Annotated in this window: 22 protein-coding genes and 1 tRNA gene; 5 read left to right on the forward strand and 18 right to left on the reverse strand. The window is 35.3% G+C overall.

All coding sequences use genetic code 11. The features are described 5' to 3' along the window. Nucleotides 1-119 precede the first annotated feature (119 nt). From GXM16_RS06595 to GXM16_RS06605, 3 genes are read right to left on the reverse strand one after another with little or no spacing between them, the layout of a single operon-like run. Entirely contained in the window at nucleotides 120-1199 is a 1080-nt protein-coding gene (locus GXM16_RS06595) for a SusE domain-containing protein (protein ID WP_163393604.1), read from the reverse strand. A 34-nt stretch (nucleotides 1200-1233) separates the two neighbouring features. Next, a complete protein-coding gene (locus GXM16_RS06600; RefSeq protein ID WP_163393605.1) occupies nucleotides 1234-2829 on the reverse strand; it encodes a RagB/SusD family nutrient uptake outer membrane protein in 1596 nt (531 codons plus the stop codon). Nucleotides 2830-2833: 4 nt separating this feature from the next. Beyond that, a complete protein-coding gene (locus tag GXM16_RS06605; protein WP_163393606.1) occupies nucleotides 2834-5779 on the reverse strand; it encodes a SusC/RagA family TonB-linked outer membrane protein in 2946 nt (981 codons plus the stop codon). Nucleotides 5780-6314: 535 nt separating this feature from the next. Here GXM16_RS06605 and GXM16_RS06610 point away from each other — a divergent pair. Next, nucleotides 6315-10376, forward strand: coding sequence for a hybrid sensor histidine kinase/response regulator transcription factor (locus GXM16_RS06610; protein ID WP_163393607.1), 4062 nt, complete (start codon nucleotides 6315-6317; stop codon nucleotides 10374-10376). A 349-nt stretch (nucleotides 10377-10725) separates the two neighbouring features. Beyond that, nucleotides 10726-10797 (forward strand) — tRNA-Glu (locus GXM16_RS06615). 63 nt (nucleotides 10798-10860) lie between these two features. Here GXM16_RS06615 and GXM16_RS06620 read toward each other — a convergent pair. The 8 genes from GXM16_RS06620 to GXM16_RS06655 form a co-directional block, all read right to left on the reverse strand. After that, nucleotides 10861-11046, reverse strand: a complete 186-nt coding sequence (locus tag GXM16_RS06620) for a hypothetical protein (protein WP_163393608.1) — start codon at nucleotides 11044-11046, stop codon at nucleotides 10861-10863. Between the two features lie 194 nt (nucleotides 11047-11240). Next, nucleotides 11241-12428: a hypothetical protein gene (locus GXM16_RS06625; RefSeq protein ID WP_163393609.1), complete on the reverse strand. Its 1188-nt coding sequence runs from the start codon at nucleotides 12426-12428 to the stop codon at nucleotides 11241-11243. 355 nt (nucleotides 12429-12783) lie between these two features. After that, the gene (locus tag GXM16_RS06630; protein ID WP_163393610.1) at nucleotides 12784-13872 is read right to left on the reverse strand and encodes an NAD(P)H-dependent flavin oxidoreductase; all 1089 of its coding nucleotides are present in this window, start codon (nucleotides 13870-13872) and stop codon (nucleotides 12784-12786) included. A 17-nt stretch (nucleotides 13873-13889) separates the two neighbouring features. Continuing rightward, nucleotides 13890-14267, reverse strand: a complete 378-nt coding sequence (locus GXM16_RS06635) for a nuclear transport factor 2 family protein (protein ID WP_229684215.1) — start codon at nucleotides 14265-14267, stop codon at nucleotides 13890-13892. A 75-nt stretch (nucleotides 14268-14342) separates the two neighbouring features. After that, the gene (locus GXM16_RS06640; protein ID WP_163393612.1) at nucleotides 14343-15077 is read right to left on the reverse strand and encodes an SDR family NAD(P)-dependent oxidoreductase; all 735 of its coding nucleotides are present in this window, start codon (nucleotides 15075-15077) and stop codon (nucleotides 14343-14345) included. A 5-nt stretch (nucleotides 15078-15082) separates the two neighbouring features. Then, the gene (locus GXM16_RS06645; protein WP_163393613.1) at nucleotides 15083-15301 is read right to left on the reverse strand and encodes a tautomerase family protein; all 219 of its coding nucleotides are present in this window, start codon (nucleotides 15299-15301) and stop codon (nucleotides 15083-15085) included. A gap of 4 nt (nucleotides 15302-15305) precedes the next feature. Then, nucleotides 15306-15857 carry a YceI family protein gene (locus GXM16_RS06650; RefSeq protein WP_163393614.1) on the reverse strand — a complete coding sequence of 184 codons (552 nt, stop codon included), beginning with the start codon at nucleotides 15855-15857 and terminating at the stop codon, nucleotides 15306-15308. A 393-nt stretch (nucleotides 15858-16250) separates the two neighbouring features. Then, the gene (locus tag GXM16_RS06655) at nucleotides 16251-16823 is read right to left on the reverse strand and encodes a Crp/Fnr family transcriptional regulator (protein ID WP_163393615.1); all 573 of its coding nucleotides are present in this window, start codon (nucleotides 16821-16823) and stop codon (nucleotides 16251-16253) included. Nucleotides 16824-16994: 171 nt separating this feature from the next. On the opposite strand from GXM16_RS06655, the gene GXM16_RS06660 reads away from it, so the two are divergent. From GXM16_RS06660 to GXM16_RS06670, 3 genes are all read left to right on the forward strand, one after another. Beyond that, nucleotides 16995-17396, forward strand: a complete 402-nt coding sequence (locus GXM16_RS06660; RefSeq protein WP_163393616.1) for a DoxX family protein — start codon at nucleotides 16995-16997, stop codon at nucleotides 17394-17396. 408 nt (nucleotides 17397-17804) lie between these two features. Continuing rightward, a complete protein-coding gene (locus GXM16_RS06665) occupies nucleotides 17805-18683 on the forward strand; it encodes an oxidoreductase (RefSeq protein ID WP_163393617.1) in 879 nt (292 codons plus the stop codon). 66 nt (nucleotides 18684-18749) lie between these two features. After that, nucleotides 18750-19562 (forward strand): helix-turn-helix domain-containing protein, encoded by an 813-nt coding sequence (locus GXM16_RS06670; RefSeq protein WP_163393618.1) that lies wholly within the window; start codon nucleotides 18750-18752, stop codon nucleotides 19560-19562. Between the two features lie 157 nt (nucleotides 19563-19719). Here the strand turns inward: GXM16_RS06670 and GXM16_RS06675 are convergent, their stop codons facing one another. From GXM16_RS06675 to GXM16_RS06705, 7 genes are all read right to left on the reverse strand, one after another. Then, the gene (locus tag GXM16_RS06675; protein WP_163393619.1) at nucleotides 19720-20487 is read right to left on the reverse strand and encodes a LytR/AlgR family response regulator transcription factor; all 768 of its coding nucleotides are present in this window, start codon (nucleotides 20485-20487) and stop codon (nucleotides 19720-19722) included. Continuing rightward, nucleotides 20468-21484 (reverse strand): sensor histidine kinase, encoded by a 1017-nt coding sequence (locus GXM16_RS06680; protein ID WP_163393620.1) that lies wholly within the window; start codon nucleotides 21482-21484, stop codon nucleotides 20468-20470. Before GXM16_RS06680 ends, GXM16_RS06675 begins: the two co-directional genes overlap by 20 nt. 136 nt (nucleotides 21485-21620) lie before the next feature. Then, a complete protein-coding gene (locus tag GXM16_RS06685; RefSeq protein ID WP_229684211.1) occupies nucleotides 21621-22352 on the reverse strand; it encodes a DUF1223 domain-containing protein in 732 nt (243 codons plus the stop codon). Nucleotides 22353-22442: 90 nt separating this feature from the next. Then, nucleotides 22443-22853: an organic hydroperoxide resistance protein gene (locus GXM16_RS06690; protein WP_163393621.1), complete on the reverse strand. Its 411-nt coding sequence runs from the start codon at nucleotides 22851-22853 to the stop codon at nucleotides 22443-22445. 85 nt (nucleotides 22854-22938) lie between these two features. After that, nucleotides 22939-23931, reverse strand: a complete 993-nt coding sequence (locus tag GXM16_RS06695; RefSeq protein ID WP_163393622.1) for an alpha/beta fold hydrolase — start codon at nucleotides 23929-23931, stop codon at nucleotides 22939-22941. A gap of 139 nt (nucleotides 23932-24070) precedes the next feature. After that, nucleotides 24071-24484 carry a cupin domain-containing protein gene (locus tag GXM16_RS06700; protein ID WP_163393623.1) on the reverse strand — a complete coding sequence of 138 codons (414 nt, stop codon included), beginning with the start codon at nucleotides 24482-24484 and terminating at the stop codon, nucleotides 24071-24073. A 307-nt stretch (nucleotides 24485-24791) separates the two neighbouring features. Beyond that, the gene (locus GXM16_RS06705; protein ID WP_163393624.1) at nucleotides 24792-25535 is read right to left on the reverse strand and encodes an SDR family oxidoreductase; all 744 of its coding nucleotides are present in this window, start codon (nucleotides 25533-25535) and stop codon (nucleotides 24792-24794) included. Between the last annotated feature and the right edge of the window lie 158 nt (nucleotides 25536-25693).

Consider the following 25693-nt stretch of genomic DNA (forward strand, 5'->3'; position numbering starts at 1 on the left):
TTTTTAAAATAGCACCCCAGTACGTATAACTTTTTGTTTTTTTTTAAATATAATTTTAAAAAAGAGGAATAATAAGCCTCAAATAATAGGAATTTGAGGCTTATACTTATTTTATTGATTTATTGTACTTTGATGAAAGTATAACGCCCATCTAAATCGTTAAACCAAATATCATATTTTCCTGCTTTAACAAATATGTTTCCACCATTATTTCCCCATTCTTTAGCCCATCCATCAGTATGGAATTTCATATTTCCTTCTTTTAAGGTTTGACCTGAAGCTTTCCAGATGTGAGGATTAAATGTTGATTTTGTCAAAGCGATATGTTCGCTCCAATTATTGTCATCTCCGCTAATAGTGCTGCCTGAATAAAAAATTTCGCTATAGGTAGTTGCAGTTGATCCAGTGTAGTCAGCAAGTTTATATGTTAAATCCTGAGTATTAACTTCGAAAGTATAATAACCATCAGTAGGAATTGGGAAACTGCTTGGATCATTTTGTTCAAAAGATGTTCTTTTTACCACTGCGGTTCCGTCATGACCATAGGCAGGCAACCATGAATCAATTTTTCCTAGTAATTTAAACCCGTCTGCATGTGCTTTAAAATATCCAGTATAATAATGTTTTGTATTATTATTAGGATCTGTAAAAAGCGGCATATTACCGTTGTTAAGATTCCAGCCTGCTGCAGTGGCATCACCTACTAAATACAAAGTTTCAACAGGTATTTCTAAACTTCCGTATGGGGTTACTGAAATGGTGATAACATCTGAGTATTTAGGTTCAGCATTTGCTACTCCTGCAGTCGCTTTAATCCTTACATCAATCGAGCTTTCAACATTTGGCGCTAATCCAAGTTCCAAAGCTCTTGTATTAAGTTCCGCAACATCAATGGTAGAATAAGTCGAAGTTGAAGATGTAACATCAACAGGTGCTGCAAATTCAGTATCATGTGCTGCAAGTTGAACAATGTAAGTTACAACAGTTGGAGTTCCGTAACTTACTTTTTCCCAGGTTACAGTAAGGGCAGTATTGGCTGGAGTAGCTTCATTAAGAATAATTTCAGAACCACCTTCTGGTGTAATGATTGAGAAAGCTGCTTCCTGAGGTTTTAAAATCATTAAATTTTCTTCGTTTTCACAAGACCATAATCCTGCAAGTATCGCTACAGCAATAAAAATTTTATAAATATTTTTCATTTTTTTATCTTTTATATTTTTAAAAAAGGATTTTTTAGTAACCTGTATTTTGAGTTAAGTTTTTATTAGCTCCCAATGTTGCCTGAGGAACTGGAAATAGTCTTCTGAAAGAAGCAATTGAAATTCCTCTTGCAGCATTTCCTTTCCATGCCCAGTTGTAAGTTCCTCCCGTATATAATCCAAAACGGATTAAATCCTGTCTTCTATGACCTTCCCAGTGCAGCTCGCGTGCTCTTTCATCGATTATAAATTGCAGGTTTAATTCGCTTGCCGTAATGTTTGCTGTTGTAGCGTTATTATTGGCTCTTTCTCTCAGGTTATTTACATAAACAAGTGATTGGGCAATGGTACCATTTCCACCTCTTAAGGTAGCTTCTGCGTACATTAGGTAAACATCCGCTAACCTGAATAATGGAAAATCAGTATCCGAAAATTCACCATGTTTTCCATTAACCCCAGCAGAAGTTTTATTAGAGAATTTAGATAAAATATATCCTTGCGAATTCACACTAATATCCGCAATATCTATTGTTCTTGTTTGATTTTCAGTACCTGTTCCGATAGTATTTCTGTCATCCTGGCTGAATTCTGCACCGTCAAATTTTTGTACAAATTGTTTTCTGATACGAATTGCACCTCCCCAGCCCTTAGTTCCAAAGTCTCCTCCATTATTTTCTAATAGTCCTATTTGACCATTAATTAAAAAGGTTGTACCTCCCCAGTTTTGAGTTGCAATTCCATCTGACTGAATAGTGAAAATCATTTCTTCAGAGGTATGGTTATCAGCCATAAAGTTTTCCAGATATTTCGGTTTAAGCGTATATCCACCTGCAATGATTTCGTTACACATTGTAATACAATCATCAAATCGGTTGGTTTGTGTATATACCTGAGCATTCAAATATATTTTTGCCAGGATCATACGTGCCATAGACTGGTCTAATCTACCGTATACATTGGTTCTTGCCGGTTTTAAATCTGGTAAAACAGTTTTTAATTCTGATTCGATAAAATCAAACAATTGTTTTCTGTCATACTCAGGTCCTGCAAAATTTAAAGGATCATTTTCTGTATACATAGGCGCTTTTCCAAAGAGATCCATCATATTATAATATGCATAAGCTCTTAAAACGCGAACTTCTTTTCTGTAAAGTTCAATTTCCGCTACAGCAGCGGCATCTGTAATATTTCTTGCTCTTAATTTTTCAGGTGTACTTTCACGCAAAAAATCATTGGCATAAGCTACAGAAGCCATTGTTCGGCTATACATTCCTAAAATAACAGGATTTGCAGCTGTCCATATACTTCTTTGTAATTCTGCAGTTCCTTCGTCATTTTCATAACTCCATATCATTTCATCTGTTGTCAGTTCCTGCAAGTTCAGTAAACATCTTACATACTGGCTTGTTCCGGCAGCTAAACCTTCTAATGAAGAAAAAACAGGTCCCTGAGTTCCTGTAAGACTAAGGTTTCCATATACCCCTACTAACGCTTTTTGATACCCTTGCGGAGTAGAAAATAAAACATCAGCTGAAAGTACGTCATCATCTTCAGAAACAACATTCATGTCATCCGTACAAGAATGAAAAACGGTAGCTAATGCTATAATAGTTATTATATACTTTTTCATTTTATTAAAATTTAAGGTTGGCCCCGAACAAGAAAGTGCGTTGTCTTGGATAAATAGTTTTATCAACACCGTTATTTGTAATTTCAGGATCTAAACCACTGTATTTTGTAATTACAAAAACGTTTTGAACCCCAGTTGATAATCTTAAAGACACTTTTTCATTTATGACTTTATCAAAAGTATATCCTAATGAAATATTGTCCATTTTTAAATATGAAGCATTTTCCACATAAATATCAGACATTACAACATTAGAAGTTGTCTGAAAGTTAGTTTCTTTTACCTGAGTTGGAATATTACTTAAAATTCCATTACTTATCAAACCGTTATATTGTGCTCTTGAAGCATCCATTCCATTAAATATATTGTTACCAATACTTGCTCTTAAATTGAATGAGAAATCGAATTTTTTGTAATTCATATTTGATGCAAATCCTAGAATAACATCCGGATCCGGATTATTAAAAATGTATTTATCAGCATCATTCTTGATATTATCACCGTTCAAATCAGCAAAAGCACCATCGATTGGTTTTCCTGCAGTATCATACAATTGTTTGTATACGTAGAAAGAATATGGAGTGTATCCCTCTCTGAAAATTTGAGCAGTACTTCCGTTTCCTGTGATATTGTCTCCTAAAAAGATATCGGAACCAAAAGCTAATTCATTAATTCTTCTTTCAAATTTAGAGGCATTAAAATTAACATTCCATGAGAAATTTTCAGTTTTAATGGCAGTTGCATTTACTGTAAGTTCCACTCCTTTAGTAGTAAAGCTACCTATATTCTGGTATACCCTGTTAGAAAAATTACTTCCGTCTGAGATTGCTACATTGGCTAATAAATCTTTAGAATCTTTGTAATACATATCTAAACTTGCCGAAATGCGGTTTTCTAAAAATCCAAAATCTATACCGGCATTGTATGTAGTTGTTTCTTCCCATTTCAAACCATTTGTTCGTTTGTATGGCAGTGCGATTGTAACCGGATCAGTTCCCAGATAATATTGAGAGTTTCCTGTTCCTGTTTCGTATTTTTGAAGGTAACCGTTTGGCTCAGGGATATCCTGCTGACCTGTAATACCATAACTCAATCTTAATTTTAAGTCAGATAAAGTTTTGCTTTCTTTAAAGAAATCTTCTTTAAGTTTCCATGCAAAAGCTACAGAAGGGAAATTACCCCAACGATTTTCTTTATCAAATCTTGAAGAACCATCTCTTCTGTAAGATAAAGTCAACAAGTATTTATCTCTGAAGTTTAAGTTGGTTCTGGCAAAAAATCCTATTAAGACTGTTTCAGTATCCAAAGTAGTCTCAGGGAATGTTGACGGTAGATTTGGGTCTAAAATATTACCGGTCTCGAATCTTGAACTTTCAAATCTTTGATAAGAATAACCTCCTGTTAATTCAAATACTAATGAGTCAAAAGTTTTATTGTAAACTAAATAAGTGTCTAATAATTTATTTTGTCTTTTAGCATCTGTATATTCATTAGCACCGTAAGGTATGTTGTCGATATTTGGGCCCGAACCTGCATTTGGGTTAACCTTTCTTTTTCTTTCTCCATTAGATTCATCAAAACCTACATTTACAACTGCTCTTACATCCGGGAAAAAGTAAAGTTTATAATCTACTTCAATGTTTCCAAAAAATCGGTTACTGGTTGCAATATCCCTTGTATTAAGTAATTGAGAAACCGGATTTCTGGCGGCATTTGGATCCAATCGGGGTTTTCCGTTACCGTCAACAGTACCATTAAGATATTCAAAAAAACCATCATATGGTGCGCCTTCAACTCTTATAGGCTGAGTAGGGTCAAAACCAATAGCAGTTCCTTCTACAGCATCTGTAAATCTGTTTTTTTCGTAAGCATAATTAGCAGACAGCTTTACTTTTAAGGTATTTTCAAGAAATGAAGGATTCATTACTAATCCGACAGTATTTCTTTTAAATTCATTGGTTATACGTAAACCTTCCTGATTGGTGTTTCCTATAGTCAAGCTGGTTGGAATAATATCGAATAAACTTCCTCTAACAGCTAAACTCTGATCAAAAGATCCTGTATTTCTGTAGATGGCTTTTTGCCAGTCTGTATTTGCGTTTCCTAATTTACCTAAGTCCTGAGGCCTTCTGTCTGCAATAAGACTGCGATATTCATCAGCACTAAAAACATCTACTGTATTAGTAAGTTTTCCGGCAGCATATTGTGCATTATAATCAACAGATAAGGTATTGCTTCCTTTTTTTGTTGTAATAATGATAACACCATTAGAAGCTCGTGATCCATAAATTGCTGTGGCTGATGCATCTTTTAAGACAGTCATCGATTCAATAGTAGCAGGATTTATAGATGCCAAAAATGAAGCAGAACCTGTATTTGTTGAACCCTCAAGTGGTAATCCGTCAACAACGATTAATGGGTTGTTACTGGCGAAAAGCGAACTTCCTCCCCTGATTCTTATTTCTGACAGGGAACCCGGAGCACCAGAAGAATTAATAGATAAACCTGCTACACGTCCGTTAAGAAGGTTTTCTGTGGTAATGTTGTTTCCTTTATTGAAATCTTTTGTTGAAAGTGATACTACAGAACCTGTTGCATCTTTCTTTTTTACAGAACCGTATCCAACTTGCACCACAACTTCCTCAAGTAAATTAGGATCTTCCTCAAGAGTTACAGTAATGTCTCTTTGGGTTCCAACAGTAATAACCTGAGTTATGAAACCTGTAAATGAAAAAGTAATTTGAGCTTGTTCTTTCAAGCCGCTAAACTGGAATTTACCGTCAAAATCCGTACTCATGCTTAAATTACCTTGTGATACCTTTATATTTACTCCTGGTATTGGTTGTCCGGTACTTTTGTCCAGAACAACTCCTTTTACAGTGCTCTGAGCGAAAACACAAAAAGGAAGAAGTAATAATAAAAGTAAAAATTTGTTGTAAATTTTTTTCATACTTTTTTTATTTTGTTTTTGTTTGAGTTGGGTTTGTGATTAGTGTGCTTTAACGAAAAATAAACATAATTTATTTAACAATTTTAGCCTATCAACTCACCCTGCAAATTAAGGACACAGGTAGTTCTTAAGACAGGGAAAAATTCGTTTATAAAGGGGGACAATTTCGTAAAAACACCCATAGAATAGACCCAAAAAACATGTCTTATTAGTTTTTCGTGCTAAAAAAATGACAAAATGAACTATCAATTATTTTAACAAAATATTAATAATCAATGCGGTTACGCTTTTTAATCAATAATTTCTAAACATTTACTAAAAAGACTTCGGTTTTTAATCTTTTACAATACAAAAACATATAAAAACACAACTTGTAAATAATCTAAAAAACACAACGATTTTTATCAATATATAATAATTCTTTACTTTCGCAAAATAGGCAGATTTCGCCATATTGATGTAAAAAAATTGATCCAGATTCAGATCTCATTTCTTCTATTTTTCGTATATGAAAGAACAGCTTTTAAAAAAATCTATGAATAAGCTAAAGTCTTTTCTTCTTGTTATTTTACTTTCTCTAAATACATTTGGACAGAATTACCCAATAAAACATCTAGATATTTCGTCAGGCCTTTCTAATAATTCTGTTGCAACAATATATCAGGATCAAAATGGGTATATGTGGTTTGGAACTTTTGACGGGCTTAACAGATATGACGGAAATGACTTTAAGATCTACCGCCATATCCATACAGACCCTAATTCTATTCAGGGAAATGCTATAAGCTGTATTGAAGGCGACAATAAAAATAATTTGTGGATAGGTACAACGGCAGGCCCTGTTATTTTTAATGCTGAGCGTTCCTGTTTTACTCCATTGAAGTATTTTGGAATTGATAAAAAAGCCAAACCCTTAAAAATTACTGCTTACGAAATAATTGCTGTACATTCTCAAAATATTATTCTCGTTGCGACAAAACAGGCAATCATACTTTTTAAAGAAGGTGATAAAATTGGAACGGCAATACCTTTTAATGGAAAATTAAACTATATAGCCAGATCCATAGCTTATGATACAAAGAAGAATATATTTTATGTTTTTGTAACTGGATCCGGTCTTTGCAAATATGATGTTGAATCAAATAAAATAACACTTCTCAACAATAAAATCACAGTCGCAAATTGTATAAAGTTGACCAATAAAGGACTCTGGGTAGGCTCTGATGAGGGTGCTTACTTATATAATGAGAGCCGGAATACGTATTCTAAAAATTATTTTCCGGAAAAAACATCTGTACGTGATTTTTTTCAACAAGAGAATCGTCTGTGGATTGCCACTGACGGCACGGGTCTTTATACTATTACAAAAAACCAGTCTGCTCCTGTTTTATATAAGGCAACTGGTCCTGTTTCATTACTTAAGAGTAAGTCACTTTATGATATATTCGAAAGCAAAAACGGAGAAATGTGGTTCGGAACCCTGCGTGGGGGTGTAAGCATGATGGGAAAAAAACCGCTCGACTTTAATCATTTTAAAAGCAAGTCGCAACAAACTAATAAAGAAGACGAAGATCCTGCCGCAAACTTCATGCTTTCTTTCTGCGAAGATGAAAAGAAAAATATCTGGATTGGTACTGATGGTGCCGGAATGCGATATTGGAACAGAAAACAAAATACTTATGATGTGTATTCTACAACATCAGCTTCCGGCAGAAAAATTCAAAGTAATTTTGTTACAAGTATCGTCAGGGATTCTGATAATGCTATCTGGGTGGCTATGTGGAAAGGCGGAGTCTGTCGTATTGATCCAAAATCAAAGGCAATTCAGAATTTTTCAATTTACAATCAATTCACTAAAAAAGCTGAACAGGAATCCTGGCTGCTCTTTTTAGATTCTAAAAAAACGCTGTGGCTTGCTGTTACGAATAACGGAGCATTATATCAATTTGACAGAAGACAAAATAAATTTGTCTGCTACAGTACTGCTTTGCGCGATGTTACCTGCCTTCATGAAACTAAAGACGGAAAAATCTGGGGCGGAACATTCAATTCTTTTTTTGAAATAGATCCAAAAACAAAGATAGTAAAAAGCCATCATTCTGATTATAACGTCAGATGCATCACTGAAGATCAAAACAAAAATCTTTGGATTGGTACTGTAGAAGGCGGTCTGCTTTTATACAACCGAAAAACTGGTATTTCAAAAAAATACACTATACAAAACGGTCTTTCGAGCAATACGATACTTCGTCTTTTAGAAGACAAAAAAGGAAATTTATGGATGAGTACCTATCACGGGATTTCAAGACTGAATCCAAAAAACAATACTTTTAGAAATTTTGGGATATCTGATGGACTTCAGGGCACTCAGTTTAGTTGGAATTCCAGCACCAAACTATCAACAGGAGAATTTGTTTTTGGCGGTATAAACGGATTCAATGTTTTTGATCCTGACAATATCAAAGACAAAAAAAATACGGGCAAATTTTTATTAAATGATTTGTTGGTAAACAATCAGCCGTTAAAACTGGATAGTCCTTATATCACAGAAAAAAAGCTTGAAATGATAAGCGAAGCCGAGCTTCCTTATGATAAATCGGCATTGAGTTTTGATTTTGTTTATCTGGATTATGTCAACTCCGAAAAGATCAATACCGCTTATTTTCTCGAAGGATGGGATAAAGACTGGAATTATACCTCAAAAAATAACAGGGCAAATTATTCCAGACTAACAGAAGGAACTTATACTTTTAAAGTAAAAACCACCGATGTTTTTGGAAACTGGACGAATGAAGTAATTCTGGCGACAGTAAAAATCCTTCCGCCATGGTACAGAACATGGTGGGCATATACCTTTTATCTGATTGCTGTAATCGGTGCAATTTATGCTTATGTAGATTATCATAAAAACAAGGAAAGACTTCGCTATGAAATAAAACTTACCCGTATGGAGCACAAAAAAGATAAGGAGCATGCTGAAAAACAGTTTTCCATGTTTACCTATATGGCACATGAACTGCGCACTCCGCTGTCTTTAATCATAAATCCGCTAAAAAGTACCATTGACAGAAAAAATACTCCTGAAGATGATCTTGATCTGAATCTCGCCTATAAAAATGCTAAAAGGTTATTGAGCCTCACAGATCAGTTACTGCTGTTCAGAAAAGCAGAAACAGATCTTGATGAACTCAAAATTTCCAAGATTAATTTAAATAGTCTTTGCCGTGAAATCTATGACAGCTTTACGCAAATGGCAGCAGTTAAAAACTTAAATTATCAGTTTATTGAAGAAAAAACACCCACTGAAATATATGGCGATTATGAAAAAATAGAAATCACACTATTTAATTTAATCTCTAATGCTTTCAAGTTCACACCCAATAAAGGAACTATAAGTATTAAGTTAGTCGAAAAAGAGGCTGATGTTTCTATTATTATATCGGATACCGGCAGCGGAATTCATGAGAATGATATTGACACTATTTTTGAAAAATTCAAACAGATTCAGTCTAAAAGCAGTAATGGGTTTGGAATTGGTCTTTATGTTGCCAGGTATTTTGTGAATAAACATTATGGCAAAATAACGTGTACAAGTAAAGTCGGAAAAGGTACTTCGTTCACTATTGTACTTCCAAAAGGAAAAAGCCATTTTACAGCAATGAATATTAACGAAAGTCATCCGCAAATGTCGCCTATTGTAGGTGAGCTTTTGGAAGGAATGCCGCCTGAAAACGCAAATAATGACAATGATCAGCCATCAAAGCCTGAAAACATAAATGAAGAATTAATAAGTACAAAAAGAGTATTGTTAATTGTGGAAGACAATCCGGAAATGAACTATTATCTTGTACAGCTTTTTTCCAAAAATTATATTGTTTATTCGGCAGCAAATGGAATTGAAGGACTGAAACTGGTCCAAAAACACATGCCTGACATTGTACTGAGCGATATTTCTATGGAAGGCATGAACGGTTTGGACTTATGCAAAGAAATCAAACAAAATGATGATTCAAGTCATATCCCGGTGATACTCCTTACGGCTACAACCAGCAATGATATTCATTTGCAGAGCATCACTGAAGGAGCTGACGATTATGTAACCAAACCTTTTGACAGTAATATACTTTTGGCCCGTGTTGATGCTGTCCTTAGAAACAGAGGACAATTGCGCAAGTATTTCCTTGACAGTATAACCCTTCGTGAAAATGTAAATAAGGTTCCACTTGAATACAAGGAATTTCTGGACAAATGTATCGAAATCGTCGAAGCCAATCTTGAAAACAGCGAATTTAACCTAAAGAGTTTCTCTGCTGCAATGGGTATGAGCCATTCGAGTCTTTACAAAAAGATTAAAGCAATTTCCGGACAAACTGTAAATGGTTTTATCCGATCTATCAGAATCAGAAGAGCCGCGGTCATTATGCTTACTGAAAATATCAATATTGCGCAGGTTGGCCCTCAGGTGGGTATAGAAGATCAGCGCTATTTCCGTCAGCAGTTCGTAAAATTATTTGGAATGAAACCTTCTGAATACATCAAAAAATATAGAAATTCTTTTAATAGGGAACTGAATATAATTCAGAAAGGTGATGATTAATTTTTTTCCGCTTCTAAGGTAAAAAAGATACTTAAAAAAGTAGTGTTTGTTGTTTTTATGTCCGAAACGCAATGAAAAATATTTAAGCATATTCTTTCAAAAACAATAATTTCTAAAATAATTTTAAAATTTATTGAAATGCATTATTTGATAAAAAACTTCGTCAACTCATTTTTCGATATAAAACAACCCATTATCAATCAAACAAATGCATCGAAAAAATAGTGACTTCTTTACAACTCATTATTTTTAAGCAGAATATTCACAGTATTATTTTGCCACTTTCTTTAAAAAAACATTTGGTGTATTTTAAAATTTGTTGCACTTTTGCACCCGCAATAGCAAAGCAGGTCCGTTCGTCTATCGGTTAGGACGCCAGGTTTTCATCCTGGTAAGGGGGGTTCGATTCCCCCACGGACTACTTACTAGAAAAAAAGCTTCAGATTTCTCTGAAGCTTTTTTTATTTTAAATTGTATGGCAAGATCAATCTGCAACTGAAATTTCCCAGTCCATGTCCCTATGATGTGATTTTTTTGAATAATCGATATCTTTTGGGACAACATTAATTGTTGATTTACTACCTTTTTGTGGTAAACTTGAAGTTCCATCTGAACCGTTAACATTGATCGTTAAATCCAAAGAACAGCAAACCGTCAATGACAACAGCATAAAATAACATACATTTTTTTCATGGCTAAGGTTTTAAATTATTAGGATCTGCTACTCTATAATTGATGATTCAAAGTTTTAATTTAAAGCACTCTGAATTTATGCGAATAAAAAAAATGTGCAAAGTCTGAAACGATGCACATTTTAAAAACACTTTGCAGTGGGGACAAATCAAAGTATTTTTGCTTCCTTATCTATTCGGAGATCGTACTTTCGACCTTTAGCTCTGCCGTATTAAAAATTCCTTCTACCCTGTCTGTAACTGGCCAGTTATGTATTGTATAATTGTTAAAATTAAAAGTAGGTGCAAATTCAGCTGTTGTGGTATATTTTCCTGTAATAGACATTCTTTTAACCGTTATATTTACATCCCCCTTTTCTCCCGGAAGAACGCCATCGATCCCCACAACAGGATTTGAAAGAATAGCAGTAATAGTGTTCGCATCACCGGTATAAACAAACGGGAACGTTTTGTTTTTATAACTTTCGACAGCCATTCCTTTGATTGGATGGTTTCCCTGGTTTGTCCATTTGGCAACTGCAGCAAAATACTGTGTCGTAGAGCCGTCACCTGCTTTTACATTTTGCGTGATAACCGGAAGCTGTTCAAACTTGATTGGGTCTTTAACATCTACTATCACATTATAAACTTTAGATTTATTGCCATTTGAATTTTCTGCCTGCAAATAGAAATGTTTTGGGTATTTAAAATCTACAACCATCGTATTTGATGTGTAAGGCTTAAATTCAGGACCTAAACTGTAGTACAATTTGGCAGCATCAAAAGTGATGGTTGGTGTTAATTTAGAAAAATCTGTTCCTACCGGCACTAGTATATAAATCGCATTTTCAGAATAGTTTTCGTACTCTACAATTTTTACGGCATTTATAGTAGATTCTAAAGAAGGATTTTTGCTTTTCTCAAAACTAAAGCCCGTAATTTTCGAATTCGTGTTTACAGGGGCTGCTTCAATTACAACCTTTACATTGTAATGCACACTTTTATCTTCGTGAAAATTGGATGATATCGTGTAGATAACCGCTCCTTTTGAAAAATCCTGCTGGTCGCCAATTGACGGAGAAATGCTGTATTTGTTGTTATCTAAATCGAATTGTTTTAAACTCAGCATCAGACTCTGATGCGATGCCGGAATCGTAATTTCAATTTCACCATATTTTTTTTCCTCTCCATTCACTATCTCAGGATGCACTATTTTTATATTCAGATGGGAAGTTTCAGATAAAGGAAAGCTTTTCAATTGGGCATTTTCTAATTCGGGATCAGGAGTTACTTCATTTGAGTCATCTCCCTGACATGAGGCTATGAGAAATAAACTGATAAACTGAAGCACTAAAAAAAACCTGGCTGTTTGGATTTTCATAATTAATTGGCTTTAAAATATTTGATACTATTTGAGCGCAAGAATATCATTACGCCATTTCGAAAACAAAGAAAAACAAAGGGAAACAGATTTAAATTGACATATGTTAAGAAAATACATTTTATTATGACCTATCAACATCATTTTTAGAACTAATAATAAGAAAATCTCGCCTTTAATTGTTATCACCTTTCTTTTAAAACTTTTTGTGTTTTTAATTGAAGTAAAGTTAATTCAGGATTACATTCCGTATATCACTATAAATGACGATTTTTGATTCAACTGTCTAAAATCTAAAATAAACACTTTCATTCGATATTAACAGTGAATAATGTTACGGTTTTAAAAAATGAATTTACCTCATTTTCAAATCCTCAAAATAAGCAGTTGTTTCACTAATTAATGCCTGCATCAATTCGCTGGCTTTTGTATGTTTTAAAATGGGTGCAATCTGACCTCCCCAAAATAAAATCATATCCCATTTTTGCTGGTCTAAAGCTGCTTTTCGCAATGGAGACATAAAAGTAGTCTGTAAAGGGAAAGGCAAAATACCTGCTTCTTTTCCTATGAGTTCTTTGGCAATTCTGCTGGTTATTCCCCGGCCAAGCCTTCCTGTGTAGGCACGGGACAAAGTTGTATATTTTGCAGCATCTGAGAACAACATCTGCTTGTGGACAGGCAATGCATTAGATTCGTCTACGGCTAAAAATGCTGTGCCAATCTGAGCTGCACTTGCGCCAAGAGCCAGTGCCGCTGCAACACCTTTCCCATTTGCGATTCCGCCCGCTGCAATCACCGGAATTTTTACTTTTTCCCTGATCAACTGTAATAAAACAAAAGTTCCGGTAACCGATGATTCGGCAGAAGCCAAAAAAGAAGGACGATGACCCCCTGCTTCAAAACCGGAAGCAATAATCATATCAACACCGGAATTTTCTAAAAAAACAGCTTCGTCTAAAGTGGTTGCTGCTCCAACTGTGACAATTCCTAATTTTCGGCATTGTTCTAAAACATCTTCCTGCAGTGCACCAAACATAAAACTGAATACTTTAGGTCTTACTTTCAAAATAACTTCGAGCTGGTTTTCAAATCGGGATTGAAAGGAAGCCGGTTTTTCCGGTAACGGAATTCCTGCTTCATCAAAATAAGGTTTAAATAATTCTTTGGTTTTATTAAATTGTTCGTCTGTTAAACCCGATTCAGAAATATCATGATCAGAAACCCATAAATTTAGGTTGTAAGGTTTATTGGTCGCCTGTTTAATCTGTTTGTCGGTTTCAAAAATTTCCTGCGGACTCATCGTATAAGCTCCGTATCCGCCAAGTCCTCCGGCATTTGAAACGGCAGCTGTTAACGCTACCGATGATAAATTACCTCCGAATGGTCCCTGAAGTATTGGATATTGAATTCCAAGTAGTTCTGTTGCTTTTGTATTGTACCACATGACTTTGCGTTTAAAATTTATTCACTTAAATCCGTTAGCATTTTATTGACAATGAGCCATTTTCCGTTAATCTTATGGAAAGATAAAAAATCCCGATAATTAAAATCGTACATTTTTAGATTTAATTCTGCTACAGCAATTGAGTTTACTACTTTTATATTCAAAATTTCTCCTTTAAAAGGCTTTCCTGAATCTTTTGGGCTCTGTCTGTTTTTCACGCCTTCCAGATATAAATCTATAGTTTTGAAATAAGGCTCCCCTTTTACATCGCCAAAAAGTAATGTTCCGGGATGAAAAATACTTCCTAAAAGTTTTTCATCTCCTTCGTAAATTCCTTTAAAATAATAGTTTTCTATTGCCGCTGTAATAGCAGCTACTTCTGTTTGGTTATCCATTTTGATTGTATTTTGAGCTTTTATGCCTTGAAATGTCCAAAGCATAAAAGCGGTTAATAAAACAGTTTTTTCATTTTAGTTTAAATTGTGCCCCGCAGCTTTTCCACCATCAACATTGATGATGGCACCGGTAATGAAATTGCTTTTTGCTACTGTATAAACCATTTCGGCAACGTCATCAATTTCCCCTACTCTGTTCAGTAAATGGACACCGGCACTCTGATCAACTTTATCGCCATGCATTGGAGTCCTGATTACTCCCGGAGCAACAGTGTTAAAACGAATATTTTGTTTTCCGAATTCGGCTGCTAATTGAATCGTCAGCGAATGAATTCCGCCTTTACTCGCTACAGGAGCCGAAGCCGGCCATCCGCCCAATCCGTGGTTTACCAAAGGGGTTCCGATATTAATGACAACACCGCCTTTTTGTTCCAGCATTTGAGGAACAACAGCCTGAGTTGTAAAGTAAGTTCCTTTTAGGTTTGTGGTCAAAAATTTATCCAGATAAGCTTCATCAACTTCCAGAAATGGTTTGCTGTCAAAGATTCCGGCATTGTTAACCAGTACATCTACAGAACCAAATTTTTCGATTGCAATTCTCACTAATTCTTTACCTGTTTGTTTATCACTTATATCTCCCGCATACATTGCTAAATTATCTCCTGCGCCAAATTCATTATAAGCACTTTCTAATGAAGCTTTTGTTACCGAATTGATTACCACATTATCCCCTCTGTCTAAAAAGTATTTTGCAATTCCTTTTCCGATACCCGAAGCTGCTCCGGTTACTATTATAGTTTGTTTTTTCATGATGTTTATTTTTTATTGGCTGTAATGCCTTTTTCTCTTAATACGGATACTTGTTCCCCCGCGTAGCCCCAATCGTCTAAATCAATTTCCTGAATCACGATATGGGTTAAATGCGGGTCTTTGTTTAATACATTTGTAATCAAATTGGTTATCCCACTGATTAATTCCTGTTTTTGCCCGCGGGTTACTCCTTCGCGGGTCAATTCGATTTTTACGTAAGGCATGGCTTTAGTTTTTAGATTGTTCTGAAAATGCTTCGGCAGTGATGTTAAAATCGAGATCAAAGTCATTGTAAATTAACGTATCGCCTAAATCTTTAAAGAAGTTTCCTGAGCGGAATCTGATATCGTATTTCGTACGGTCAATAACCAGTTTACCGGTAAGTGAAATGGCATTTCCGTGATTTTCCAACGCTGCTTCAAAACCTGTAGTATGTGTAATATCTTTTATGGTAAGATTGCCTTCAAGATAAAAAATGCTGTCTGATACTTCTTTTACAGAAAGAATATCAAAAGCTGCAGTTGGGAATTTTTCGATGGAGAAAAAATCATCCGAAGCAAGATGACCCGCGAATTGTGTGTTTGTGTCAGGATCTGTTATATCCAAAATTTTGATAGATGCTGTATCAATAACAATTGTACCGCCTTTTACTTTTCCTTCATTCAGGATAAAATTACCTTCTTTGATACCAATTGTACCATTATGTGCACCGGTCACTTTTCTGCCGGTCCATGCTACGCTGCTGTCTGAGCTTACGATTCTAAAATTTGTTGTTTCCATTTTTATTGTATTTAAAAGTACAATACAAAGGAACGCCGACTATAAAAATTGATTACGTGATGTAGATCACATTCTGATTTTGAGATGGATTATGAAGGTTTCACGCAGATTTTAAAAAGATTTAAACAGATGTGCGCAGATAATAAATTAAGTCTGTTTTTAATCTCGCAAAGTCACAGAAACGCAAAGTTTTATTCTCATTTTTGTCATCCGGAGGGACGAGTGATTTCCGTTAGTAGCTCGGCAAAGATTGAAAATATTGTTTATGAATCTTTAGTGCAATTTCAGATTGATAAACAAAAAATAAAAATCTTATTAAATCTGCTTTAATCTGCAGAATCTGCGTGAAATATTATAAAAATCATTTTAATCCTTCAATCTGTGGCAAAAAAACTAAGAATTGTAAAGCCTGCTCAACGTTTCTCTGGAAACACCCAAATAAGCTGCAATTAAATGCTTCGGAACAAGATTGTATAATTGAGGATATAATGCCAAAAGTTCTTCATAACGTGTTTTGACATTGTTGTTCATAAAGGATAAAAGTCTTTTTTGAGAAGCAATGTAGCCTTTGTTGGTTCTCCAGCGAAAGAAATGTTCTACCTGATGGAATTCGGCACAGAGTTTTTCGCGATCGGTGCTGGTTAGACAAAGCACTTCAGCATCTGTAATACAATCTACATTGATTGTTGCAGGTGTCTGATTGTATAAAGCCGTATAATCTGAAGTCCACCAGGTTGGCATGGCAAATTGAAGGATATACATTTTTATTTCATCATTAATAAAAAAAGCCTTCAAACAGCCTGAAATCACAAAGTATTCGCAATCTACCTTATCACCCGCTCCAATAATAGTCTGGCCTTTCTTAAAAGACATTGGTTTAAAGTGTGAAAAAAAATAATCGAATTCTTCTTCTGTCAATGAAACGGTTTTCGCAATATGCTCTTGTAAAAGTATTTTGGCTTCCATTTAAATGGGACAATTAGGTTTTGAAAAGTCTTTTGTAAAGTTATAAAATCAAATGAACTTATCGATTGTCTGTTTGGCATTTCAATTTGTCCGTTTCACCAAAATATCAATATGAAACCGATCGCCTTTAATGCAATTTTGTCCCGTATTAACAACTTAAAATTTAAAATCATGAATACAAAAACAACAAAAATTATTTATTGGACAGGCGTTATTTTAACTTCTTTATGGTTTGGTGCCAGCGGTTTTTTTGAACTTACAACAAATCCACTTGTCTGGAAAATTACACAAGAGCTAGGCTATCCGGAGCATTTCATTTATATACTGGGTGTAATGAAAGTATCCGGTGTAATTACCTTATTGATTCCGAATAAATTATTGCGATTGAAAGAATGGGTATTTGCGGGCGTTTTCTTCGACATCATCTTTGCTTTCTTTTCAAAACTGGCTGTATTGGGCTTTTCTGCTACTACCGATACTATTATTGCTTTTACAATGGTAAGTGTTACTTATTTAATGTTCAGAAAATTATATAGCGTTACTTATACACCGAGTTTTTCAGGAGAAAACTAAGCTTCCGTTTTAATCTCTCAAAGTCGCAGAGACGCTAAGTTTAATTTCTTTGCGACTTCGCGACTTTGTGAGATTCTGTTTATAATGTGTTAGGTTAATTAGTTTTTGATGAGGATTTTTCGTCAGTTCGAGTAATTTTCGATAGAAAAATTGTATCGAGAACAGAAAAATCCTCATTAAAAACGGTTCTCGATACATTTTTTATTCCGCTTCTCTGCACAAAAAACACTCGAACTGACGTTTTTAATAATTACACATAATGGGTAATTTATGCTATTCTAAAATCAAAATTATTGGCTTTTGGCAAAACAAACATGAGCTTTTAAACAAATAAAATTGAGCTTTTCAGCAAAATAACAAAGTAACCTTGCAATGTAATTTTGTAAAGAACAATTAAATACAAGTACAATGAATAAAATATGGTTTATTACAGGAAGCTCCAGAGGATTAGGTCGTAATCTTACTGAAGCAGTTTTAGAAAACGGCGATAAAGTGGTAGCAACTGCCCGCGATATCAATCAGTTAAATGATTTGACTGAACGTTTTAAAGATCAAATTTTTCCTTTAGCATTAGATGTTACGAATTACGAACAAGTTTATAGTGCTGTCAAAACTGCGGCAGAACATTTTGGAAGAATAGACGTTTTGGTAAACAATGCGGGATTCGGAATCATTGGCGCTGCCGAAGCTTATACCCCTGAGCAGGTTCGCAGTCAGTTAGAAACTAATTTATACGCGCCAATTGAAATTACCCGTGCCGTATTGCCTTATATGCGTAAACAGGGTTCCGGCCGAATTTTACAAATTAGTTCTGTTGGCGGACGCGTTGGGAATGCGGGTTTGACCATGTATCAGGCAGCAAAATTTGGCTTAAGCGGATTTACAGAAGCTCTGGCAAAAGAAGTAGCTGGATTGGGAATATTCGTGACCAGTGTTGAACCTGGCGGTTTCCGTACAGACTGGGCTGGTAATTCTATGTCGTATGCGGCAGAAATAGAAGGTTATGAAGTTGTAAAACAACGTACCGATTTCTTTAAGGGAGGAAGTTTTCTTCCTGTTGGCGATCCTGAAAAAGCGGCTAAAGTGATGGTGGATTTAGCTTCTCATCCAAATCCTCCAATGCATCTTGTACTGGGCAGCGAGGCTATCGCAATATTGCAAAATGCTGATGTAGCCCGTCAACTGGAAATGGAGCAATGGATGAACGTGAGTCTCTCTACAGACCACGACGATTCGGGAAATTTTCTTGATACCAACAAATGGTTCAACAATTCTGAAAAACAATAATTTCAGTTCTTTTATTAAGGTCGTATTAAGCTAATTTAATACGGCCTTTTTTCTAAATTTGTAACTATGAGTAATTTAAAACTGAATCAAAAACCGACTTCAATTGCCTATTCCTGTTATCACACACAAAACCGGGAAGGCGAGCAATTTTCTGCGGACCATGTTTTGAGTTATCAGATTTCAGGTACGCTGACATTACATAACAGCAACAAAAAATATGTCTTCAAACCCGGAGATTTCAGATTCATCAGAAAAAATCAATTGATTAAGTTTATCAAGCAGCCGGATCCTGATATTGGCTTCCAGGCTATTTCAATATACCTCGATCAGGAAACACTGCGGAATTTCTCAATAGAATACAATCAAAAAACAAATTTGATTAAAAACCATGATGAAGAAGCTGTAATACAGCTAAAAGAAGTTCCGCTGCTAAAAAGTTTTATGGATTCCCTTATTCCGTACATAAATGAAGATCAGCTAATTAATCAGGAACTACAGGCTTTAAAATTAAGAGAAGCGATTACTATTTTATTGCAATGCAAACCGGAGCTCAAAGATATTTTGTTTGATTTTACAGCACCCGGGAAAATAGATCTGGAAGCTTTTATGAAAAAGAATTTTCATTTTAATGTGCAATTAGACCGGTTTGCATACCTGACAGGCAGAAGTCTGGCGACTTTTAAACGTGATTTTCAGCGTATTTTTGATAGTTCACCAAGCAGATGGCTGCTACAAAAAAGATTACAGCAAGCGTATTATCTTATAAAAGAAAAAGGAAAAACACCCTCAGAAGTTTACCTCGAAGTGGGATTTGAAGATCTTTCGCATTTTTCATTTGCGTTTAAAAAACAGTATGGATTTTCGCCTTCGAAAGTTTAGTTTTTTCTTTTATGTTGACTTACTTTTGTCATTTCGACCGGAGGGAGAAATCGCACAAGAAACTCCACAATCAAAATCACCAATCTTTGTAGAATATTGGGATGAGATTTCTCGTTCCTCGAAATGACAAACTGAGACTACAAATTGAGAGTGAAAACTACCTGTTTTCAAGCCAGCTTAAAAATGCCGTAGCTTTCTCCTTCCCAACCAATAATTTTTCTTCTGTTGGAATAGTTAATTTGATGATTAATTTGCGGGAAAAATAATGTTCTGCTTCTCGTATTGCAGAAAAATTGACCAAGTACTGTCTGTTAATTCGGAAGAATTGCGTTGGCGACAAAAGTTTATGAACTTCATCTAAAGATTGGGTAATCTGATATTCTGTTTTATCAAAAGACAAAATCGTCGGGGTTTCATTTTTAATATAAAACAAAGCAATATTCTCTGTTAGAACCGTTTGATATTTATTGTTTTTAAAAACCAGAAAACTGCTCTTGCCTTTATTTTCACCATTTCGGGTCAATAAATAATCAAAATCAGGCATTGCTTTTTTATTCCTTTGGAAAAAATTCTTTAATTCTGCGGCTTTTTTAATGGCTCCGGCGATACTTTCCCTGGAGAAAGGTTTCAATATATAATCGATTCCGTTTGACTTGAAAGCTTCAATAGCATAATCATCAAAAGCGGTACAAAATATTACAGGAGACAACACTTCTACATTTTTAAAAATCTCAAAACACAAGCCATCTGCCAGCTGAATATCCATAAAAATAAGGTCAGGCTGGTCATTTTCCAGCAGATAACTTACCGCCCCGTCTATGCTTTGTATGTACGACAAAATTTGAGCATCGGGTCTGATACTCAAAATTAGCTGACCAAGTGCTTTGGCCGTTTTTACTTCATCTTCAATTATTATGATAGTCATAAATCAGGGGAATTTTTACTTTAAAAATGGTATCTGTTTTTTCAATTTCGATTTCCTTATGAACCAAATGCATAAAACGCTGATTGATATTATCGAGTCCGACACCGGTAGATAATACACCTCTTTTTAACTGAATTGGGTTTTCGATTACCAGGAAATCATCTTCGGTATATAAGTTAATCTGTAACGGTTTGTCGAGAGAAACCACATTGTGTTTGATGCAGTTTTCTATCAATAACTGTAAAGTAAAAGGCGGGATTGCCGAGTCGTATTGCTTTGAATCTGTGTTATTGTTCAGAATAAATCCGTCTTCAAAACGGGCTTTCAGCAAATACACATACGAATCCAAAATCTCAAGTTCTTCGCGAAGCGGAATCAAATCCAGCTTCCTGCTTTCGAGTGTAAAGCGATAAAAATCAGAAAGTTTCAATATAAAATCAGAACTCATTGGATCGTTAATATCAACCATCGATTTTAAAGTATTCAGACTGTTAAACAAAAAATGCGGATTTACCTGCTGTTTCAAAAGTTCGTATTGAGCACCCAGATTCATAGTATGTGTCCGCTCCAACTCTACTCTCATTTGCTGTGTCTGGTAGTTCTGAAAAAGCAGATGCAAAAACATATACACAATCAGATTGATCAAAACGCCCCGCAATTCAAACATGATTGGAGCATCCATTTTTGAGATTTGAAAAAGTTCCTGATGTCCAATTACCAAAATAACCATTACAACGATACCTAAAACCACACTAAATAAAAGTTTCCAGTTGAAAAGGCTTGTATGATTGCGCTGTGAAGAAAATTTAGGCAGACTGTAAATGTTATAATACCAAATAAAAACAGAAAACAACAGCGTAATCGAAGAGTTGATTATAATATCTCCGGGTGTCGAAGCAGCATCAAATAATTTGGGTATCGAAGCAAGAACGGCAAGTGCAACAGAACTTGTCAAAATCAACTTTCGGGAAACCTGAAAGCCTTTTATTTTTTCCATATTTTATTTGTTTTTAAATACTGCCCTGTCAAAGATAGGTTTATTTTGAAAAAAATATTTCACGCAGATTTGAAAAGATTATAGCTGATTTTTAATAATCTGCTTTATCTGCAAAATCTGCGTGAAACAAAAAACCCTAAGCCCGTTTCACCCCTAAAATAGCACCCGAATTCATATCCTGTATAAAACCAATAATTTCAAAATCCTGTTTATTGAAATTTTTAGGCAGATGAACCGATGCAGTTCCTTTTTTCGTTTTATTCAAATCAACCGACTGTAGCTGACGAACAATTTGGTAGTGCGACAAAACACGATGTGCATTCTCTCCTCTTTTTACGTTGCTTTTGGCTGATTTCTGAACAACAGCAATAAACAAACGGCTGTTTTTCGAAGTTCCTTCTACGGTGTAATTTACCAAAAGATTCGTATCCTTTTGAGTTGTTTCTAAATTTATATTAGCCAAAACGGTTTTTGAGACTGCCGATTTAATTCCGTTTCGAACACTGGTTTCCTGAGAACCTATGTAATCTGCTTTTCCATTAATGATTACCTGAGGTGTGTAAATCGGAGACTTCTTCATAAATTCAGCATAATCGTATTGCCTTTTGGTAAAATCAGCATTGCTAAAAATATCTTTCCAGCCTTGTTTGTCCCAATAATCAACATGGTAAGCCAAAACATAAACGTTACTGTCTTTATATTCATTTTGAATTTTGCCCATAAGATCATCTGCGGGCGGACAGCTTGAACAGCCTTCAGAAGTATATAATTCTAAAAGTGCAAAACCTTTTTTATCTGAAATATTTTGGCTGTAAATGGTATTTCCCGTTAAGAGAAACAGCATTATAAAAGTTAGTATATTTTTCATCTGTATTATGCGTGAAATGTGAGATGTGAAATGTGAGATGTGAAAAATTATTTTAAGACATCTCACTTTTTACTTTTTACTTTTTACTTTTTACAAAATATTAATCTCCACGTGAATATTTCCTCTTGTAGCTTTAGAATAGGGACAAGTCTGATGTGCCTGGACAGCCAAAGCTTTTGCTGTTGCATTGTCCAATTCCGGAAGACTGATGTTTAAACGTGCCTGCAAAGAATATTCGCCTTCGGTTACACATAAATCAACCTCTGCCTCTACGGAAGTATCAACAGGAAGTTTAATTCCCTGAGCTGAAGCCGCTATTCCCAAAGCCCCAATAAAACAAGCCGACCAGCCTGCAGCAAACAACTGCTCCGGATTTGTCCCCGGACGTGAAGTTCCTGGTGAACTTAATTTAATATTCAATTGTTCATCTGAACTTTGAGAAGCACCGTTACGGCCACCTGTAGTGTGTGTTTTTCCTGTATATAAGATTTTTGTTTCCATGATTTTATTAATTGTTAGATGTTAGATGATAAAGCTGAATTATCATTGATTTCCTTTTTCACTTTCACTTGTTACTTTTTACTTTTTACTTTTTACTAAAACCATCTACATCGATTATCGCCTGAGCAAATGCCTTTGGGTCTTCCTGAGGAACATCGTGTCCGATGCCTTTTAGAATTCGGTGTTCGTATTTTCCTGTGAATTTATCGGCATACGCTTTTCCATCCGCGAAAGCGCCGTCAAAATCGCTTCCAATTGTAATCGTCGGAACTTTAATTGCCTGTCTTGAAGCCAGACGTTTCTCCAAACTATCGTATTTTGATTCTCCCGCTTCAAGCGACTGACGCCATCTGTAGTTATGAATTACGATTGCTACGTGATCCGGATTGTTAAATGACTGAGCCGTCTGATCGTAAGTAGCTTTGTCAAAATTCCATAACGGAGAAGCGACTTGCCAGATTTGTCTATTGAATTCATACGTATTTTGAGTGTAACCTAACTTTCCTCTTTCGGTTGCGAAATAATATTGGTACCACCATCCTAATTCTGCTTTTGGAGGCAATGGTTTCAGGTTAGCTTCCAGATTTACTACCAAATAACCGCTTACTGAAACCAGACCTTTTACACGTTCGGGCCAAAGTGCCGATACTACTACAGCTGTTCTCGCACCCCAATCGAAACCGCCAATTACGGCTTTGTCGATTTTAAGCGCATCCATAAAAGCGATAACGTCACTTGCCAAAGCTGCCTGCTGTCCATTTCTGAAAGTATCTTTTGAAAGGAAAGTTGTAGTTCCGAATCCTCTTAAATAAGGTGTAAAAACATGATAACCTTTTGAAACTAAAATCGGAACGACTTCATTATAACTGTGAATGTCATAAGGCCAGCCATGAAGCAAAATTACCGGCGCTCCGTTTGAAGGTCCTGCTTCTGTATATCCTACATTTAATACTCCTGCATTGATTTGTTTTAAAGTTCCCAGTGAACTGTTGACTTCTTGTTTTGGAGTTTGGGCAATGGCAGCATTTATAAAAAGAACCATTAAAATTATTTTTGCATTGTTGAATAAAGTTTTCATAAATATTGTTTTTTTTTAGTTGATTATCAGTTAATTTATTCTTCAAAAGTAGGCTGACATTCTACTGTTTACAATCAGAAAAAAGGTCAAACGGACGAAGTAAAGGCTGAAACGGACAGACATTAATCTGAAATATTCGTTATTCTTTCAGCGTTAAGATGGGTTTGCCTTTCTCTACAATATAAGTCGCCAGTTCAGAAGCTTTTAAGTTTGTATTGTTTCTCGCCGAATGAACCACTCCGGCCGGAATAAAAAGAACTTCTCCTGCTTTTAGCGTAACCGGAGCCTGACCTTCTACCTCATATTCCAGTGAACCTTCTAATACATAAATAATCTCTTCACCCGGATGAAAGTGTTTCCCAAAAGCCGAATGTCCATCAAAATCAATTCGTGCCTGAACCGCTTCACGTCCCGTAACACTCAGATCGTGTTTTTGCAAATCGGTGCGTTTTATGCCTGTCTGTGCTGCAATCTGATTCGGAATTAAAAAAGCGATGATTCCTAAAATGATAATAGCGACAATAACCCATGTTTTCTGTTTTTTAGTTTCCATATTGTTTTGATTTAAATTGGTTTGTTTATTAATTTCTTCGTCAAAAGTAGTTTGGCAATCCTTCTTTTAAAATCAGAAAATAGCTCAACCGGACAAAGTAAGAAGTGAAATGGACAGTGTGAAATGTGAAATGTTTTCCGACTTAACCAAAAGAATTCAACCGCAAAGTGCGCAAAGGATTTTCTAATAACGCTTTATAAAAAGGCAAAGGTCGCAAAGCTATGAAATGATAACTTTACGACCTTTGTGGCAATCTTAGCGGCTTTGCGGTTAAACTATTTCAACCTGAAACCTTAAACAAAAATTTTTAAGCTAAAACCATTCCTCCATCCATAATGAAATCGGCTCCGGTGATAAATTTCGATGCTTCACTGCTTAGATAAGATACCATTTTGGCAACGTCTTCTGCAGTTCCCATTTCTTTTAGCGGAATTTTATCGACCACCACATCCATAATCGATTTTACGGTGGCTTCGTCTAAACCTACTTTTTTCATTACTTCTGTTTCTGTAGGCCCCGGACTAACCGAATTGACTCTTATCTTTCTTGGAGCTAATTCCAAAGCTGCAATTTTCATAACGGCATTAAGAGCCGTTTTACTGGAAGAATATATTGAGGATCCTGCTCCGCTCATACTGGCAGTGTTAGAAGAAAGAAATACTACAGAGGCACTGTCTTTTAAAATTGGAATAAAACGGCTTAAAGTAAAATAAGCTCCTTTTAAATTGACATTCATAATATAATCATATAAAGTTTCAGTAGCCTGTTCAATGGTACCTAAACCAGCGATTCCGGCATTGATAAAAAGAATATCAACTTCTCTAAAATCTTCTTTTACTTTTGAAGCCAGATTTTCAATATCAGAAACTCTGGACTGATCAGCTACTACAGCTGTTACACCCAATTCTGAAGCCGCTTTTTCTATCGCTTCTTTTCTTCTTCCGGTAATAATAACTTTTGCCCCCTGCTCTTTTAATTGTCTTGCAGTGGCATAGCCAATTCCGCTATTTCCACCTGTAATTACTGCAACTTTATCTTTTAAATTGTCCATTTTTTTATGTTTTAAACTAATGTGACAAATTTAAATCTGAAAAGACATTGCTTTTTTACAGGTATCATTGAGTATACCTGTTTTAGTTCGATAAGATGAAAACAAAACCTGCATCTTTGGTCTAATTTAGATATCCCTCAAAAAAAATGTTTTATATC

Source organism: Flavobacterium limi, from assembly GCF_010645075.1.
In the GTDB taxonomy this organism is placed as follows: Bacteria; Bacteroidota; Bacteroidia; order Flavobacteriales; family Flavobacteriaceae; genus Flavobacterium; species Flavobacterium limi.